Genomic DNA, 16,303 nt, shown 5'->3' with positions numbered 1-16,303 from the left:
CACCTTAACTTCTTAGAGCCTAAAGCACCCATTATACTTCCATATAAACAAATAGGTAAAGTTAATGACAATAACTCCTGACTACATAATTGAAAGAAAACAAAATAAATTAAAATTAAGGCTGTGGAAGTTAGCAACAATTTTAATGTTTATAGTTTTAATTGTTGTGATGATTAAGAAATTTGATTTGCCAAGTTCTGAATATGTAACTACTAATAGTAACTATATAGCTGCAGTTTCAATAGAAGATATAATTTTTGAGGATACAAAACGTGATAAAAGATTGGAGAAAATCATTGATGATGATAAGATTAATGCTCTAATTGTTAATGTTAATTCTCCTGGTGGAACTGTGGTTGGATCAGAGAAAATTTACAATATACTCAGAAAAATATCAGCAAAAAAACCGGTAGTGATTATTATGGGTACATTGGCAGCGAGTGGAGGATATTTGATATCATTAGGAGGGGATTACATAATTAGTCATAATGGAACGATTACTGGTTCAATTGGTGTGATTTTCCAAACTCTAGAAGTAACAGATTTAGCAAAGACACTAGGTATTACCTTCAATAATTTTAAATCTGGGGAATTAAAAGCTGCTCCTAATCCTACTGAGAAAGTTACAGAAGCTGTTCGTCAAGCTATAATGTCTAATGTACAAGATACTTATGATTATTTTATTGAACTCGTTGCTTTAAGAAGGGGATTAGCAATTGAAGAAGTTAAAAAAATAGCTGATGGTCGGATATATTCTGGTCGCCAAGCTTTGAAACTAAAACTTGTTGATGCTGTGGGTTCTGAGGATGATGCGATTAAATGGTTACAGGAAGTCAAAAAAATTGATAAAGATTTGAAGGTAAAAGAATTTAAAATAAAACCGAAATCAAAATTTCTTGAAATTATTATGGAGGATTTTGATAGTGTTTTACCAAGTTTTTTTAAAAATAAATTTCAAGGAATAAAAGCAATTTTTTAATTTATGGCAAGAAAGTCTGATTTAGTGGATAAAATATCTAAGGAACTTAATTATCTTTCTAAGGAAGATATAAAAGATTCTATAGATTTGGTATTTGATTATTTACAGTCTAGCCTCGCTGAGCAAAATCGTATTGAAATTAGAGGCTTCGGTAGCTTCTCAATTAGGGAGCGGAAATTTCCCAATAGTGAGCGGTCATATAAAACTATCTATTATCGTGGACATCGCTAGGCTTTTGGAAAAGGGAGGGAATAATTCTTATCCCGAATTCGCGTTCTCATGTTATACTATTAGCCAAAGCCAACTTCCTAGCCTCTGCTGATTTACCAGTATAAACTATATTTTGGTAATTAAGTTTGATAGCGGTAAATAAAGCTGCGTGATCGTTTCCTACATTAACAATAATTTTTACGATTTGGGGAAATTCCTCAATTAGTTTTTTAAAAATATAATCCCACACTAGCATACCGTAATATCTCGTGCTACCACTTTTGTTAGTTAAAATAACCGGCTCATGGAATTTGGATAAGAACTCTCGTGCATCGCTTAAGTTTTCTATTGTGTAAGTTATTGGATTTGGCATATTTTTTGACTTTTTACTTACTCAAATTAGGCTCTTATATCTTAAAAACATGTTATAAATAGTTATAAGAGGGTGACTTGATAGGTTCTAGACAGAAATAGTTGTTCACAGAATAAGTACCCTCTTACAAGGTTTGCTTTGAACAAATTGCAGAAGGTGCTTGAAATACAGTAGCCTTGCACAATAAGAAGAAGGAGATTATATCATGAATAAAATAATAGGTCTAGATGTAAGTAGAAAATGCCTTGATATAGAAGTAGGGTTAGTTTCATAATTATTATCAGTTACTTCTTTGCTCATTTGCTTACTCTTCCAACAAACTGCTACATAACATATTGATTTTCAGTATTTTCTGCTGTTAAAGTAAATCCTAATTCTTTTGCACGTTTTTCAAGAGCCTGTACTAATTTGCTCTTGTATTTTTGTTCATAATTGCTCATACCAGCCGATTACGGTAGACCTACCACCATATTAAGTACAGCACCACTCCTCACTTCTACAGTGACTCGTACTCTTGGTACACCGAAGATAAGTCACCGCTTGCAGCGACTCCTCGCAATGACGGTTTAAGGCTTACAACAGCACTTCGCTAATAGACGATTTTTAACTTTCAACAGTTGTGGCTAGCAGGGGGGCATCGAAAGGGAATCAATGCTTCAGCCCTAAGGGAATTATACTGATAATTTATTACATCGAAATTTGTGTTTTTTTACTTAGAGTCCTTGACTTCATTAAATTAATAACGTTATATTGTATACTTAAGAAATATTAATTAAGTGGGAGTAGTTGTATGACAAGTGGTAAAGAAAACTTAAGGTTTGCCAATGAATCTGTGAATAAGCTAGCTGAGGCTGCAATTGCAGCCTATGTTAGCTTACCACCATCTTCTCCTGATAAGAAAAATTTAGAAGATGTTGCTGAGATTATAACTAGTACGATAAATGTTGCGGATGGAAATAACTCACAGAAAAATCTAGAAGCATTAACCAAAAAGGTCGAAAACAGTAAAAATCGTTCCTCAATTGTTATTAAAGTAAAGGAATGGGCTCGTTCTCTTATTAAGTTTTTAAAATTTCCATTTAGTAAACCACATCAAGAAGAGTTAAAACAAACAGAAGAAGATTTTCTTAAAGCACTTGAAGTTATACGTAAAATTTACGATAAGGATATTCCCCCTGTGCAGGAACAAATATCTACAAGCATTCCAGCAAAAGAAACTGAGGTTTTGCCTCCATCTTTAGTAGAAACTCAGCAGAAACCTCATGTAACGACGGCTACCACAGCACCGGTAGTAGTACATGAAACTGCACACTTTACTATCTCAGTGCAGGCAACAGTTACTCCTCCTAACGATCCAGTTACGCCACCACCAGCACCACCGCCACCACCACCACCTCCTCCGCCTTCACCTCTTCATTCTAATGTAGTGCTGCAACAGATATCTCAAGCTGATTTGTTGGCGGCTATAACAAAAGGTAACTTTAAGTTAAACAAAGTAGAAGACCGAACATTAAATGAATTACCTGCAGACCAAGCAGATGATCCCTTTATGAATGAGTTGCAGGAAAAGTTGGTAGCACGTCGAGGATTTGTTGAGGGGCAAGGCAATAAGAAGGTATCTCCAACATATGCTAAAGATGCTGCTGAATTTGAAAGGCTGCGAAGAGAAGAAGAAGCACGCCAAAAAAGACAAGAGGAGATAGAGGCTCCAAGGATAGCAGCAGCACTAAAGGAAGAGGCAGAAAAGAAGGCAGCAGCTAAAAAGATACTATCTCCTCCTAATACTCAATCTAAGCTTGGAGAAATTCCACCACCACCACCTCCTCCGCCTAGTACAAACTCGCTACCTAATATTAGAAAATTAGAAACAGCTGTAGAAGTATCTCCAACAACCAATCCGCAGACTGAGCAAAAGAGACCGGGGTTTGTTGTTGGCTCAGCAGATATCACAAATGCACTAGCAGGGTTGAGAAAAGCAGTTACTTCTTCTCAAAAAGAAACAGAAGCACCTACACCGAATTTGGGGGTAAAAAAAACAGATACACATACTAGGTAACCGACAAAACAGTGCAATCCAGCTCAATAATCCCAATTCTAGATAAGAATTAGTTAATTCTTATCCCGAATTCGCCTTAATAGGTTTCGATGTCATTCCTAGCTAAAAGTGGGAATTCAAAAAATAGTCTGCAAAAGTTATATAGTTATGATATACTAAACCTCAATTTCGGATTAATTTTATTAATCTAGAATTGGAATGACAACGAGAGTGCTTAATAAAAAAGTAAATATTTTATACTAAAATTGAGGAAATTATGATATATTGCAAACAATCTAACCAAACATCTTATCCTTTTGTCTTACCGGAATTACCTTATGGTAAAAGTGATTTTGTTCCGCATTTTTCCCCTGAAACTTTTGACTACCACCATGGGAAACACCACCAAACATATGTAACTAACCTGAATAATCTTTTGCAAGATAACCAGGAGTTGCAGAAAAAAAGTTTGGAAGAATTAATAATTTCTACAAGCATAAAACCAACTGAAGCAGCCATATTTAATAATGCAGCACAAATATGGAATCATACTTTCTTTTGGCATTCTATTAAGCCTTCAGGTGGAAGAAAGCCTACTGGTAAGATATTGGAACAGATAAATAAAGATTTTGGCAGTTATGAGAATTTTGCTACTGAATTTAAGCAAGCAGCAGTAAGTCAATTTGGTAGCGGCTGGGCGTGGTTAGTCTCTAATAATGGGAAATTACAAATAGTAAAAACTAGTAATGGTGAAACTCCTATTACTAAATCTATGAAACCTCTGCTTACCTGTGATGTTTGGGAGCATGCATACTATATAGATTATCGTAATAAGCGTCTAGACTATGTCTCAGTTTATATAGAACATATGATTAATTGGCAATTTGCTGAGAGTCATCTTTGAAACTTAATTTTAGAAAAAATACAATCAATAATTAAGGTAATTAGTTATGAGAAGAAAGCATACTGATGTAGAAAAATCATTAGAAAACGTAAAGGAATATCAAGACCTTTGTTCCTATGCAGGTTCACAACACTACAGAGAACTAGAACAGCATGATAGGAGATATCTTAAAACAGCACTTCGCTAATAGACGATTTTTTAACTTTCAATATTTGTGGGGTGATGTTGCCCCTACCGCCATTATGTCATTCAAGCGAAAGCTGGGATACTATCGTCTACCAACTCTTGAAATCATAGCAGTATATATTTACGAAGCCAATTCTTCAAAGCATAAGAGTGTACTTTTTTATCATCCTTTCTACTGAATTATCTAGCACAAGTTCTTGATAATTAGAAGCAAATTCTATCCATCGTAATTCGTTTGATTCAGAATTTTTTACAAAATAGTCGTTGCAAACGGTTTTTAATAAAAATCTCACATCATAATGATAATGTTCTTGGTCTATAGAATTACTAGGAATTATATGAACATCTATATCATAAATCTGTCTAGAAATCGGCTCAATCTCTAAAATACCCGATTCTTCCTGTGCCTCTTTAATTGCTACAGCCAAAATGTTATTATTACCATCACAATGTCCTCCTGGTTGCAACCATTTATCCAACTTACGATGATGCATCAGTAAGAACTTTGTTTTATCAGAATTAAGCAAGAATCCTGAAGCGGTAAAATGTCCTTCTTTTGTCTCCCTACTAAATGGATTTTTACAATCATCTAGAAAGTCCAACATCCTTTCTTTATATTTATATTCTTCTTGAAAATTGCTGACATAGTTTTTTATACTCTCACGTAAGTTCATAATACTTCTTTTCGTCCCATCTCTGTCATTTCCATTACAAGCTGCTTTATTTTCTCAACTCTTGATTTATTTACGATCAATAAAGCATCCTCAGTATTAATAATTATTATATTATCAACTCCTATTACAGCAGTAAGCTTATTATTAGAACTAATATATGAATTTGTACTATCAATGTTTATAACATCGCCTTCGCAGTAATTATTCGTTATATCTTCTTTTTGTATTTGCCATAAAGAATGCCAATTGCCAATATCATTCCAACTAAAATTGGCTTCTATCATAATCATTTGACTAATATTTTCGATTATAGCATAGTCTAAAGAAATTGGGGTAATATATAGGTATGGTTCTAAAGCAAGTGTTATATTATTATGATCTTTGGTTGCAAAATAATATGCATCATACACATGTTTAAAGAGTTCTTTTTGCCATAATTTAGCCTGCTCTAAAATAAAATCTATATTAAAAATAAAAATTCCTGAATTCCAAAAATATTTGCCATTTGCTAGATAATTTTGTGCTTGTTGAAGAGTAGGTTTTTCTACAAATTGTTGAGTGTTGTAAGTTCTATCTGCTAATAACTTATTTATTTTAATATAACCATATTCGGTATTTGCAAAACTAGGCTTAATCCCAATAGTACAAATACCAAATTTTGCGACATAATTCAAAGATTCATTAATAGTAATTAGGTACTTATCAATATCATGTATATAATGATCAGAAGGCAGTAGTATGACCGTATCATAACCATTATTCTTTGCTTGAATAGCTGATATAATTGCACATGAAGCTGTATTTTTAGGCATAGGTTCTATTATTAAGTCTGCTTCAATATTTAGCTCTCTAAGTTGCTCTTTTGCTATTAATTCATATTCCTTAGCAATTATTAAAGTTGGTTTGCCTAAAGTTCTGTTTGTAATCAAAGTTTTTTGTATTAAACTCAAATTCTTAAATATTTTTATAAATTGTTTTGGTTGCATCTGTCGTGATAATGGCCATAATCTAGTTCCTAGACCACCAGCCATAATTACTGGTTTTACTTTCATATATCATTAATTATATAATTATCTAACTAAAGCAACTTATAGTTTATAACTTTAAAAAAGTCTACTAAAATAAACATGGGAATATATATGCACAAAAATCATAAAAAAACTAATAACTTTTTCTTTAAAATAGCTGGAATAATTATAATTGTTTATGGTTTGTATCTAGGCTATGTAGAGTTTTATGATCACCAATGGAGATATGTAACTCCTACCGACCAACAAGTACAGAAATATACAATTAGTGAAAATAAAGCCCTAAGCTTATACCAATTAATGAAAGATACTCATGAAATATTGACTAAACATAACATACAATATTGGATTACAAGTGGTACACTTCTTGGGGCAGCAAGGCATAAAGGCATCATACCTTTTGATGATGACCTAGATATTGGTGTAATGCACGCTGATGAAATAAGGTTACAAGATATACTAACAGATTTTGTCAAGTTAGGTTATAAAACTTACCATCAAGATTTTTACACTATATGCAACAAGGTATGTATAGATATTTTTATTTTCCGTCCAAAAGACAACATGTTTATATATGCTAATTTCAGAACGTTACGTAGATTTCCTAATGATTTCTTTTATATTAACGAAGTATTCCCACTGAAGAAATATGAATTTGGTGAGATTGAAGTTTATGGTCCTAATGAATTTAAAGGTAACCTAGATAGGCAATACCCAGAATGGGATAAATACGGGATAATTCAGCAACCGCATAGTTATTTTGTTACTCTTTCACCTATTGAACAAAAGACTAAATTCATTTTAACTCCGAAATTATTAAAGCCAGCTATGCCAACTGGTCCTTTAGAAGACCGGGTAATTCCGAAATTACTAACTAAAGAGTAAACTTATCAATGAGTTATATTCCATTATTGCTTACTACCGGACTTGTAGTTTTATTTGGTTTATTTGCTTGGTTTTATCATAAGACGACCAAATTAAATGCAGAATTAGGCTTTCTATCAAATAACTATTTAGAAACAAGTAAGCAGAATCAAATTTTGCAGCAAGAAAAAATTTCTTATATCCAAAAAATTGAGCAATTATCTAGTAAAGTAGACTATCAGAATCAATTGATAGCTGAAGCAGATAAAGCAAGGCAGGAGTCATATGCATCGGCAAAAAATGCTTTATTTGATCTTGGTAATGAGCTGTCTAAACAATTAATTGAAATTCATAGACGGGAGAATCAAGAAGCAAGGGAATTATCAGAAAAAAATATTTCGGGGGCAACAAGCAAATTTAATAACGAGTTTGAACGTTTAATAAACATGGTTGGGTCATTAAGTAGGGATATCGAACAATCTAAAGGAACAGTAGACATTATTAAACAATCCCTTCTTTCTCCATCTGGAGCTGGATTACTTGCTGAAATTACTCTTGAGAACATTCTAAAATCATCAGGTCTACGTTCTAATTTAGACTTTATCATACAATATTCTGTGACAACTACCGATAATTTAAAACTTAGACCAGATGCCCTAGTTTTCTTACCTTCTAGTAACTTAATGGTTATAGATGCAAAAGCTTCAAAGTTTTTAGTAGATTTAGGGCAAGATAGTTCTAATCTTAGTAAAACTATGAATAATCATTTAAAGTCCTTAAATAGTAAAGATTACGCGGAAAATATTTTAGCTAGTTTCCAAGATAAAAAGGAACATTTTGCTAATATAGTTACTTTGATGTTTGTCCCTACTGAACAGGCAATTGAAAAAATTCTGATTGCAGATAATAATTTTTTACAAAAAGCCTGGGAAAACAATATCTTTCCAGTTGGTCCAGCAGGACTTATGAATATGCTATCATTTGCTAAATTCCAAATTTCAGATTATAGACGGTCAGAAAATCACAAATTAATTATAGAAGAGGTAAGAAAATTATTGACCTCTATTGCTTCGTTAGCGGAGCATTCGCAGAAACTTGGCAATAATATTCAGCATATAGTCAATAATTATGATAAATTTGCCGCTTCTTTTAATCGACATTTTTTATCTAAGGCTAGGAATATTCAAAAATTAGGCATAGATATTGGTAACAAAACAATCCAGCATCCTATAGAGCGTTATCAGCTTGTTTCATCAAAATCTGAAATTATTGATGCCCAGTTGCTTGAATCATCCGATAAAATCAAGGAATTAGAATAGACCTCTTGCATAATTTGCTTATCATAATTTCAAAAAATGAGGAATTGACTTTAATTGTTAAAATATATATACTTAAAATATATATACTCAAATGATTTGAAGAATTGGATTTGAAAATGAATGGTGAGCAAGCGGAACGTACATATAGTATAGTTACGCATGCGAATCCATGATATTTTCAAAGCAGAAGAGTATACTTAAATTAACGTCATAATGACGTCAGTATGATATCAAAATTATGAGACATAGAGCGTGACAAAAATTATTAATTCTAAATATAAGGCTAGCAGAAGACTTGGTGTAAGCCTGTGGGGCGATAGTAAAGATGCCTTCAATACAAGAAATTATCGTCCTGGTCAACATGGTCAGAATAGTATGGTTAAAACTTCTGATTATGGTCTACATTTGAAGGCTAAACAAAAACTTAAATGCCATTATGGTAGAATTAACGAGAAGCAATTTAGAAATACTTTTACTCTCGCACAAAAAATGAAAGGCAATACGGGTGAAAATTTTATAGCCCTATTGGAAAGAAGGCTTGACGCTGTTATATACAGAATGAATATTGCACCAACGATTTTTGCTGCAAGACAATTTGTTACCCATGGTCACATTAAAGTGAATGGTAAAAAGGTTAATATCCCAAGTATAAGACTAAAAGAAGGAGATGTCATCGAGCTAAAGGAATCAGCAAAACAAATCCCTGTAATACTCGAGACAGCTAGCAAACAAGGAAACATTGTACCAAGCTATTTAACTTTTGATTCCAATTCATTGTCGGGTCAGTTTGTCAGAATCCCAGTAATTTCTGATGTTCCGTACCCATTTGAACCAGAAGTACATTTAGTAGTTGAACTCTATTCAAGATAATTAAGAGACTAAATATCATCCCTGCTTCGGTGCAGCTTACTCGTCATGTTATCTCACCCCTGTGTAAACAGGGGGTTATGATATTTAACACATCCTTCTAGGCTATTTTTTTAGATATCAGCCTATGTTGGGATGACAATTCATATTAAAATCTGATCCTGCCTATAATAGCTTATTAGATATCTTTCGAAACTCGCTTATGCTGAAGAATTTAAAGAAGCCACGAAACCTCGACCTGCAGCGTACTCAAATGTGTGTGAGGAGCAGAGTACCGGGAGCATGAATAAATTACCAACAGAAGTAGAGTTTGCCAAAGATATCTATTGATCACCACGTTCCAACCAATGTCCTTCAGCTGGTGACAAGTCACTTGCCACAGCTCTTCTGTCGTCAAATACAAAACATTCTCCTTGCCATAACCTATTACGATTATGGGTCACTTCTAAATATTGTAAAATACCGCCTTTAAGATGGTACACATCATTAAAACCCAGTTTCTTCAAATAGGCTGTTGATTTCTCGCATCTAATCCCACCAGTACAAAACATTGCTACTTTTTTTCCAGCAAGTAATTCTTTATTCTGCTCTACCCATTTGGGAAATTGCTTAAACGTTTCTGTCTTAGGATCTATAGCCCCTTTAAAAGTACCTACACAAACTTCATAGTCATTTCTAGTGTCTACTAATACCACATTATTTTGGCTAATAAACTTGTCCCAGTCCTTTGGTTCAATATACTCTCCTTTAAGATTTGCAATATCAAGATCCCCAACTGTCATAGCAATAATTTCTTTTTTCAGCTTTACTTTTAATTTTTGAAAGGGATGGATATCACAATAATTTATTTTAATATTTACATCTTTCGCAGATGTAAGTTTTATAATTTCATCTACTAAAAAATTTACATCTTCTTTTGTCCCAGAAATTGAACCATTAAATCCTTCTAGAGCTAAAAGAATAGTACCCCTAATTCTTCTTTTTTTACCAATAAGTAAAATCTTTGGCAGCAAAATCTCAAGGTTTTCTAGGTTAGTAAAACTATAAAAACTTAATACTGCTATTTTATCATTATCCATACTGACTTCATTACTACTAATTTTCAGATTTGGTAATTGGCAAGGCTATAAACATAGAAACACCCCGTCTCTGTACCAACAAGATTATATTTTGCTTTTTAATAGATTGGGCATTGTCATACAATATATTTAATTGATCTATAGAAGCTATAGGTTGTTGATTGCTCGCTATTACTAAATCACCAATTTTAAAACCATAATTTTTTCCATCTTTTGCGATATCAGTTACAATAATGCCCTCAACTTTACTTTTAATAGCAAATTTTCGTTTAAGGTTATCTGTTAAATTACTAAAAGTAACATTATTTTTTACAACAGAAAATTTATTATCAGAAGTTTTATCGCTTACCTTGTCGTTTACTTTTTTAGGCTCTATATCCTCTTCACTACTAATCTTGCCACTTAATTCTTGATTTTTGCCATTTCGTACAACGATAATTTTTACCTCTTGATCAACGGTAGTTTCAGCAACCATTATCTGCAGCCTCCTAGAATTTTTTACCGGTTGTCCAGCAAATTCTATTATTACATCCCCAGGTTTTATACCAAATTTATCAGCTGGACCATCTTTTTGTACTTCCACTACTAACGCTCCCGAAGCTTCTTTTAACTCAAACCCTTCAGCTATTTCATTAGTTACTTCTTGAATTACTACCCCAAGCCTACCGCGATTAATTTTTCCATTTTGCCTTAGCTGGTCAATAATTGATTTAGCAGTATTAGATGGAATAGCAAACCCAATACCAATACTAGTCCCAGAAGGTGAAAATATTGCTGTATTGACTCCTATAACTTCACCATTAATATTGAACATTGGACCACCGGAATTACCATTATTAATAGCCGCATCAGTCTGTATAAAATCATCTACTATACCGTTAGTGTTATCAATATCACGTCCCTTTGAAGATATAATACCAGCAGTTACTGTTCCTCCAAGTCTACCAAAAGGATTACCAATAGCAATAACCTGATCTCCTACCCTAGCTTTACTGGAATCACCGAATTTTACAAAAGGCAAAGGAGTTTCGATCTCAATTTTTAAAAGAGCAAGATCAGTTTTTTTGTCACTACCTACCAATTTGGCTGATAGCTCCCTATTATCCGTTAATTTTATGTGAATCTCATCTGCATTTGCAACTACATGATGGTTGGTAACAATAAAACCTGTAGGATCTATAATAAAACCAGAGCCAAGGGGAACAGATTTAGGATTTGAATACATTTCATCAAAATCAAAAGGTAGATTAAAACGCTCCAAAAGTTCATTAAAATGATCGAATGGAAAACGCTCAAAAGATTTTTTATGAGAATCCTCTAATTTTTGGTTATATTGTACTGTATACACATTTACCACAGCTGGAATAAGTGGCTCAACAATGTCTGCAAAACTATAATTATGGGATTCAGGTATCTTTATTGGCACTGACTGTAAATTATTAGATTCCTCAGGAGTAATTTTGCTTGGCTGGATATTTTCAGCAAAAACAGAAGATGCCAACCACATAGTCATCAGAAAAGTGACAATTAAATACCTTAGTAAATTGTTAAACTTACAAATATTTTGGACTATATCATCTACCCAATTACTAATCATTTTTACTCTCTCAATGTCATTCTATTTACCCAAATTTAGATATTTAAATAGCTCTGCTTCCGGAGACAACACAAAAGAAGTATCATCTTTCTTTAAAGTATTTTTATATACTTCCAAGGATCTATAAAATTTATAGAATTCTGGATCAACAGAATAAGCAAGATTATATATCTTAGCTGCCTCCATGTCACCATCACCTTTTATGATTTGAGATTGCATATAAGCTTCAGCAAGTAATATTTTACTTTCTTTGTCAGCTCTTGATCTTATACGAGCCCCTTCTTCTTGTCCTTCAGCTCTTATTTGGGTAGCTTCTTTTTCACGAGCAGTTTGCATGCGACGATAAATTGCTGCACTATTCTCTTTCGGTAAATCAGCTCTTAAGATTCTAACGTCAATTACATCAAGTCCAAAATTCTTTGCTTCCTCATTAACCTGATTTAAGATATTTGACATTATGTCAGACCTTGCACTTGTAAGAAGACTAGTCAAAGGTAATCTACCTATAACCTTTCTCATTGAAGATTCTAGGTTTTTATTAAGTCTAATTTTAACACCTTGGTAGTTATGTACAGTTTTGTAAAACATCACAGGATCAACAATACGAAATTTGGCAAAAGCATCTACGATTACCCTTTTCCCATCAGAAGCAGTTAGCTCTTTTGCTTCCGCCTCTACATTTAAGATACGTTTATCAAAAAATTCAACATTCTGAATAAATGGAATCTTTATATTTAATCCTGGACTTTCAATGGTTCTCATTGCTTCACCAAATTGAAATACCACAGCGGAATGGCGTTGATCAACAGTAAATAAAGCACTGGTAACTGATAATAATAATCCGAAAACTACGAAACTTATATAATAAATTGTCTTCATCCAGCATTACTCCTTAATTTTATTTTGCTGAATTGCCATATGCGGCAAAACGCCATTAGTACCCATAATAACTTTGCTGGTATCCATTAGAATATTTTCTATAGCTTCTAAGTAAAGGCGATCCTTAGTTATTGACTTATTAGCAACATATTGTGTATATACAGCAGCAAACCTTTTGCTGTCTCCTTCAGCTCTTGAGATAACCTCTTGTCTGTAACCTTCTGCTTCTTGGACAATTTTAGCTGCCTGCCCTCTAGCTTTAGGTAAAATATCATTATTATAGGATTGTGCTTGATTTATCTCACGTTCTTTATCGGCTTTAGAAGTTTGTACATCCCTATAAGCATCAATTACTTCAGCTGGCGGCTCAGCTTTTAGTAACTGCACTTTCTCAATACCAACACCAGCATTATAATGATCAAGGATTTTCTGTGTTAAAGCTTCAATCTTATTAGTGATTTCTTGTTTTTGGTCTGATAATATCGAAGAGATAGGAGTATTGCCTATAACTTCTCTTATAGCACTTTCAGCAGCTGTTTTTACAGAATCTTCTGGATTAACAATATTAAAAATATATTTTTCTAAATCAGTAATATGCCACATTACATCACAATTTAGTGCAACAATATTCTCATCGCCAGTAAGCATAGTACTTTCAGCAGCCACAGCTTTGGTGTTGTCCACATTAGATCTAAGGCTACTTGTTGATCTATAGCCGATCTCAATTCTACGAGACTGGTTTACCTTCTCAACTACTACCTGTTCAAACGGTAATGGAAGGTGATAATTCAAACCAGGGAATCCTTTACGAACAAACTTACCAAACCTCATTACTGCAGCTTCTTCTCCTTCCTTAACTTCATAAACTCCGGAGGCAAACCAAACAGCAACTAACGACAACAAAACTAACACCATTATGTTATTGTTGAAGCCAAACTTATTATAGAAATCATTAAGGTTAAACTTATTTTTTTTCCTTGGCCTAGTAAATATATTATATTCACTTTTTTCTTCCTCTTCAGAATCTCCCCAAGGGGATTTTCTTAGAACCTGAGTATATATTCGATTAAACATTTTCTACTATTGCTTTTTGTTAATTTGTATATTATATCACTAAATATAGTTAGCACTAATATCTTATAAAAGAAATTTAGTATATAATTATATCTTGTATATCTAACCGCGTCAAGGCTCGTTACTAAAAAATCAACACCTGTATTATAACATTTCTAGCATCTGAGGCTTATGAAAATATAGAAGTACTAGAACTACATGGACCTACTACTAAGATTAATGCTAAAATTACTCCTGAATCTGAATTCGATGTAACTTGTTACATCGAATTCAGGTTAGTATAGGTATAGTCAATTGATGAGAAGTTGGTGACGTCGTCACTCGTCGCTCGCCTATTACATATAGGCGTCGCTCCATCGCTCCTAGCACCAAATCCTCCTGAATTGACTATATTTGTAAACTTTCAACAGTTGTGCACCGGAGCGTACAACTAGTCATATCTTTACCCACATCTTTTTAAATAGGTTATACATATCAGGTTTTAATATCAAAGATGTATTTTTAAAGCCTAATAAGTATGACGCTTTTAAAAGATGTGGGTAAAGATATGACAACTAGTACGTGAGGAGCGGAGATCATGAAATACGATGATGTGATGATTAGTTTTCGGAAATGGTATTAGATGGTTAATTTTTATTAGAGGGTCAAACACTGTTTACAATTTATAGTTACGACCTAATAGGTATTTTAAAGATATATTAATTAATTCGTTTGCTATATCATTCATATTAAGATGCATAGCAAGTGGTACAAAATAACATAAAGTTTCATTAACTGTTTTATCAATTTTTTCAGAGGATTTTGCGTAAAGAGTTCTCATATTATGCAAACGATCAAAAATTTTAATAATCAATATATCTGACTTTCCTTGAATAAATAAAGAATTAATCATTTCCACGACACTAATCTTTTTTTCTAGTTTTATTCTAGTTAAGTCTTGAACTTGATTAGCAACTTTACTACCAAAGATAATATTAATCGTTTCTTCAGTTATATTTGTATCTTCAAGACAGTCATGAAGTAATGAGGTAACTATCATGTCTGTTCTAAAAAATCGTGGACGTGTTTGAGCCGTGTAAGTAGCAACCATGTAAGCTACCTCTATTGGATGTGAGTAATATGGCTCTCCTGATTGTCTTTTCTAGTCAGCATGATATTTCCTAGCATAATATATTGCTTTCTTAATTTCAATAATATCCACCTTGTCTTTAATATGTTTATTTAATATTAAAAGCTGGTTTAACAATCTTTTTGAGTATTGACACATTTTGAATTTTATTTGCCAATAATTCTGATCTCTCATAAAGTCTCGTATTTTTATAATAAATATAAAGAAACCATATATAAACACACTTGGTAAGACTGAAAATAGGGGGCGAGAATAGCATGCTAAAATTATGCTATTATAATTTAGTGCTTTTTAATTTTAATTCTTATGTTAAAATAATAAAAAGCAGTTCCTCTAATTGTTCAATGGTAAAATTATGAATAACTGGAAATTAAGAGCTATTACTGATTCTTATAGAGAAACTAAGGAATTTAGATTTAATAATTATATTATTAACCCACACGTAAAAAATATTATAGGAAATGTAAGAGACAAGACTTTATTGGAGATAGGTTGTGGATTTGGTAGATATTTAGAAATTTTCTATGCTGATAATCCACTGAAATTAGTAGGGTGCGACATTTCTCCTTATCAAGTAGAGCTATGTAAAGAAAATATCAAAAATAGTAATATTGAGTTACATGTGTTAGATTTTTCTGATGTTGAAAGTTCTGCAATTTTGGGACAACATGAATACGATATTGTATATAGTATCTTTGTGATTTTATATATAGATGCTTTAAGTAAATTAGAAATATTTATCAAAAATTGTTATGAATGCTTAAAACAAGGAGGAAAAGTTGTAATATGCACTTTAGATATTATAAGTGCATATTCTTATCCAGAGGTTTTTGATATATTAAAATTTCCCACGAAGTTTTTGAAAGATGAGTACACGGATGGTTGCCCCATAGAAATTAGTATTACAAATGATTGTGTTGTAACGTGCTATCATATGGATTTTGATACTATAAAGAGATTAATGGAAAAATTGGGCTTCAAGAATGTAAGGAAACATAACTTGTTTTTAAAAGAAAATGCTTTACAGAGCTTTACAGAACAAGAATTTAACCTTATAAAAGAATCTAATATACTCTTATTAATAGAGGCAGAGAAATAAATATAAT

The 16,303-nt window shown here is 32.6% G+C and carries 17 protein-coding genes; 9 read left to right on the top strand and 8 right to left on the bottom strand.

Features of this window, described 5'->3' with window-relative positions; translation table 11 throughout:
* The first annotated feature begins 64 nt into the window (after positions 1–64).
* Positions 65–979 carry a signal peptide peptidase SppA gene (sppA, locus tag AAGD36_RS05075; RefSeq protein ID WP_341755195.1) on the top strand — a complete coding sequence of 305 codons (915 nt, stop codon included), beginning with the start codon at positions 65–67 and terminating at the stop codon, positions 977–979.
* 3 nt (positions 980–982) lie between these two features.
* A complete protein-coding gene (locus AAGD36_RS05070; RefSeq protein ID WP_341755194.1) occupies positions 983–1,210 on the top strand; it encodes an HU family DNA-binding protein in 228 nt (75 codons plus the stop codon).
* 46 nt (positions 1,211–1,256) lie between these two features.
* On the opposite strand, the gene AAGD36_RS05065 is transcribed toward AAGD36_RS05070, so the two are convergent.
* Positions 1,257–1,562 (bottom strand): hypothetical protein, encoded by a 306-nt coding sequence (locus tag AAGD36_RS05065; protein WP_341755193.1) that lies wholly within the window; start codon positions 1,560–1,562, stop codon positions 1,257–1,259.
* A gap of 790 nt (positions 1,563–2,352) precedes the next feature.
* Between AAGD36_RS05065 and AAGD36_RS05060 the strand changes: the two genes are divergently transcribed.
* The 3 genes from AAGD36_RS05060 (at position 2,353) to AAGD36_RS05050 (ending at position 4,688) form a co-directional block, all read left to right on the top strand.
* Positions 2,353–3,618: a hypothetical protein gene (locus tag AAGD36_RS05060; RefSeq protein WP_341755192.1), complete on the top strand. Its 1,266-nt coding sequence runs from the start codon at positions 2,353–2,355 to the stop codon at positions 3,616–3,618.
* Between the two features lie 256 nt (positions 3,619–3,874).
* The gene (locus tag AAGD36_RS05055) at positions 3,875–4,501 is read left to right on the top strand and encodes a superoxide dismutase (RefSeq protein WP_341755191.1); all 627 of its coding nucleotides are present in this window, start codon (positions 3,875–3,877) and stop codon (positions 4,499–4,501) included.
* 46 nt (positions 4,502–4,547) lie between these two features.
* A complete protein-coding gene (locus tag AAGD36_RS05050; RefSeq protein WP_341755190.1) occupies positions 4,548–4,688 on the top strand; it encodes a hypothetical protein in 141 nt (46 codons plus the stop codon).
* 136 nt (positions 4,689–4,824) lie between these two features.
* On the opposite strand, the gene AAGD36_RS05045 is transcribed toward AAGD36_RS05050, so the two are convergent.
* Positions 4,825–5,361 (bottom strand): NUDIX hydrolase, encoded by a 537-nt coding sequence (locus tag AAGD36_RS05045; RefSeq protein WP_341755189.1) that lies wholly within the window; start codon positions 5,359–5,361, stop codon positions 4,825–4,827.
* Positions 5,358–6,413 (bottom strand): mannose-1-phosphate guanylyltransferase, encoded by a 1,056-nt coding sequence (locus AAGD36_RS05040; protein ID WP_341755188.1) that lies wholly within the window; start codon positions 6,411–6,413, stop codon positions 5,358–5,360. Before AAGD36_RS05040 ends, AAGD36_RS05045 begins: the two co-directional genes overlap by 4 nt.
* Positions 6,414–6,500: 87 nt before the next feature.
* Between AAGD36_RS05040 and AAGD36_RS05035 the strand changes: the two genes are divergently transcribed.
* From AAGD36_RS05035 to rpsD, 3 genes are all read left to right on the top strand, one after another.
* Positions 6,501–7,274: a LicD family protein gene (locus AAGD36_RS05035; protein ID WP_341755187.1), complete on the top strand. Its 774-nt coding sequence runs from the start codon at positions 6,501–6,503 to the stop codon at positions 7,272–7,274.
* A gap of 8 nt (positions 7,275–7,282) precedes the next feature.
* Positions 7,283–8,572, top strand: coding sequence for a DNA recombination protein RmuC (locus AAGD36_RS05030; protein WP_341755186.1), 1,290 nt, complete (start codon positions 7,283–7,285; stop codon positions 8,570–8,572).
* A 252-nt stretch (positions 8,573–8,824) separates the two neighbouring features.
* Entirely contained in the window at positions 8,825–9,442 is a 618-nt protein-coding gene (gene rpsD / locus AAGD36_RS05025; protein ID WP_341755185.1) for a 30S ribosomal protein S4, read from the top strand.
* Between the two features lie 320 nt (positions 9,443–9,762).
* Here rpsD and AAGD36_RS05015 read toward each other — a convergent pair whose 3' ends face one another.
* From AAGD36_RS05015 to AAGD36_RS04990, 5 genes are all read right to left on the bottom strand, one after another.
* Positions 9,763–10,518, bottom strand: a complete 756-nt coding sequence (locus AAGD36_RS05015; protein WP_341752245.1) for a rhodanese-like domain-containing protein — start codon at positions 10,516–10,518, stop codon at positions 9,763–9,765.
* A 16-nt stretch (positions 10,519–10,534) separates the two neighbouring features.
* Complete coding sequence (locus tag AAGD36_RS05010; RefSeq protein ID WP_410521252.1) at positions 10,535–12,031, bottom strand: Do family serine endopeptidase; 1,497 nt, start codon at positions 12,029–12,031, stop codon at positions 10,535–10,537.
* Between the two features lie 105 nt (positions 12,032–12,136).
* Positions 12,137–12,994 (bottom strand): protease modulator HflC, encoded by an 858-nt coding sequence (hflC, locus tag AAGD36_RS05005; RefSeq protein ID WP_341755183.1) that lies wholly within the window; start codon positions 12,992–12,994, stop codon positions 12,137–12,139.
* A 6-nt stretch (positions 12,995–13,000) separates the two neighbouring features.
* The gene (gene hflK, locus AAGD36_RS05000; RefSeq protein WP_341755182.1) at positions 13,001–14,068 is read right to left on the bottom strand and encodes an FtsH protease activity modulator HflK; all 1,068 of its coding nucleotides are present in this window, start codon (positions 14,066–14,068) and stop codon (positions 13,001–13,003) included.
* Positions 14,069–14,723: 655 nt separating this feature from the next.
* A complete protein-coding gene (locus AAGD36_RS04990; RefSeq protein ID WP_341755181.1) occupies positions 14,724–15,158 on the bottom strand; it encodes an HD domain-containing protein in 435 nt (144 codons plus the stop codon).
* Positions 15,159–15,552: 394 nt separating this feature from the next.
* Between AAGD36_RS04990 and AAGD36_RS04985 the strand changes: the two genes are divergently transcribed.
* A complete protein-coding gene (locus AAGD36_RS04985) occupies positions 15,553–16,296 on the top strand; it encodes a class I SAM-dependent methyltransferase (protein WP_341752240.1) in 744 nt (247 codons plus the stop codon).
* The last annotated feature ends 7 nt before the right edge of the window (positions 16,297–16,303 follow it).

This window comes from Candidatus Tisiphia endosymbiont of Ptychoptera albimana (assembly GCF_964026605.1).
In the GTDB taxonomy this organism is placed as follows: Bacteria; Pseudomonadota; Alphaproteobacteria; order Rickettsiales; family Rickettsiaceae; genus Tisiphia.
Note: the sequence above shows the minus strand (reverse complement) of the source record. Positions and strands in the feature narration are given on the sequence as shown.

Bases quoted from the DNA above. Each gene is read 5' to 3' on its own strand.
- sppA (WP_341755195.1), top strand. From the start codon at position 65: ATGACAATAACTCCTGACTACATAATTGAAAGAAAACAAAATAAATTA.
- AAGD36_RS05070 (WP_341755194.1), top strand. From the start codon at position 983: ATGGCAAGAAAGTCTGATTTAGTGGATAAAATATCTAAGGAACTTAAT.
- AAGD36_RS05065 (WP_341755193.1), bottom strand. From the start codon at position 1,562: ATGCCAAATCCAATAACTTACACAATAGAAAACTTAAGCGATGCACGA.
- AAGD36_RS05060 (WP_341755192.1), top strand. From the start codon at position 2,353: ATGACAAGTGGTAAAGAAAACTTAAGGTTTGCCAATGAATCTGTGAAT.
- AAGD36_RS05055 (WP_341755191.1), top strand. From the start codon at position 3,875: ATGATATATTGCAAACAATCTAACCAAACATCTTATCCTTTTGTCTTA.
- AAGD36_RS05050 (WP_341755190.1), top strand. From the start codon at position 4,548: ATGAGAAGAAAGCATACTGATGTAGAAAAATCATTAGAAAACGTAAAG.
- AAGD36_RS05045 (WP_341755189.1), bottom strand. From the start codon at position 5,361: ATGAACTTACGTGAGAGTATAAAAAACTATGTCAGCAATTTTCAAGAA.
- AAGD36_RS05040 (WP_341755188.1), bottom strand. From the start codon at position 6,413: ATGAAAGTAAAACCAGTAATTATGGCTGGTGGTCTAGGAACTAGATTA.
- AAGD36_RS05035 (WP_341755187.1), top strand. From the start codon at position 6,501: ATGCACAAAAATCATAAAAAAACTAATAACTTTTTCTTTAAAATAGCT.
- AAGD36_RS05030 (WP_341755186.1), top strand. From the start codon at position 7,283: ATGAGTTATATTCCATTATTGCTTACTACCGGACTTGTAGTTTTATTT.
- AAGD36_RS05015 (WP_341752245.1), bottom strand. From the start codon at position 10,518: ATGGATAATGATAAAATAGCAGTATTAAGTTTTTATAGTTTTACTAAC.
- AAGD36_RS05010 (WP_410521252.1), bottom strand. From the start codon at position 12,031: ATGACTATGTGGTTGGCATCTTCTGTTTTTGCTGAAAATATCCAGCCA.
- hflC (WP_341755183.1), bottom strand. From the start codon at position 12,994: ATGAAGACAATTTATTATATAAGTTTCGTAGTTTTCGGATTATTATTA.
- hflK (WP_341755182.1), bottom strand. From the start codon at position 14,068: ATGTTTAATCGAATATATACTCAGGTTCTAAGAAAATCCCCTTGGGGA.
- AAGD36_RS04990 (WP_341755181.1), bottom strand. From the start codon at position 15,158: ATGGTTGCTACTTACACGGCTCAAACACGTCCACGATTTTTTAGAACA.
- AAGD36_RS04985 (WP_341752240.1), top strand. From the start codon at position 15,553: ATGAATAACTGGAAATTAAGAGCTATTACTGATTCTTATAGAGAAACT.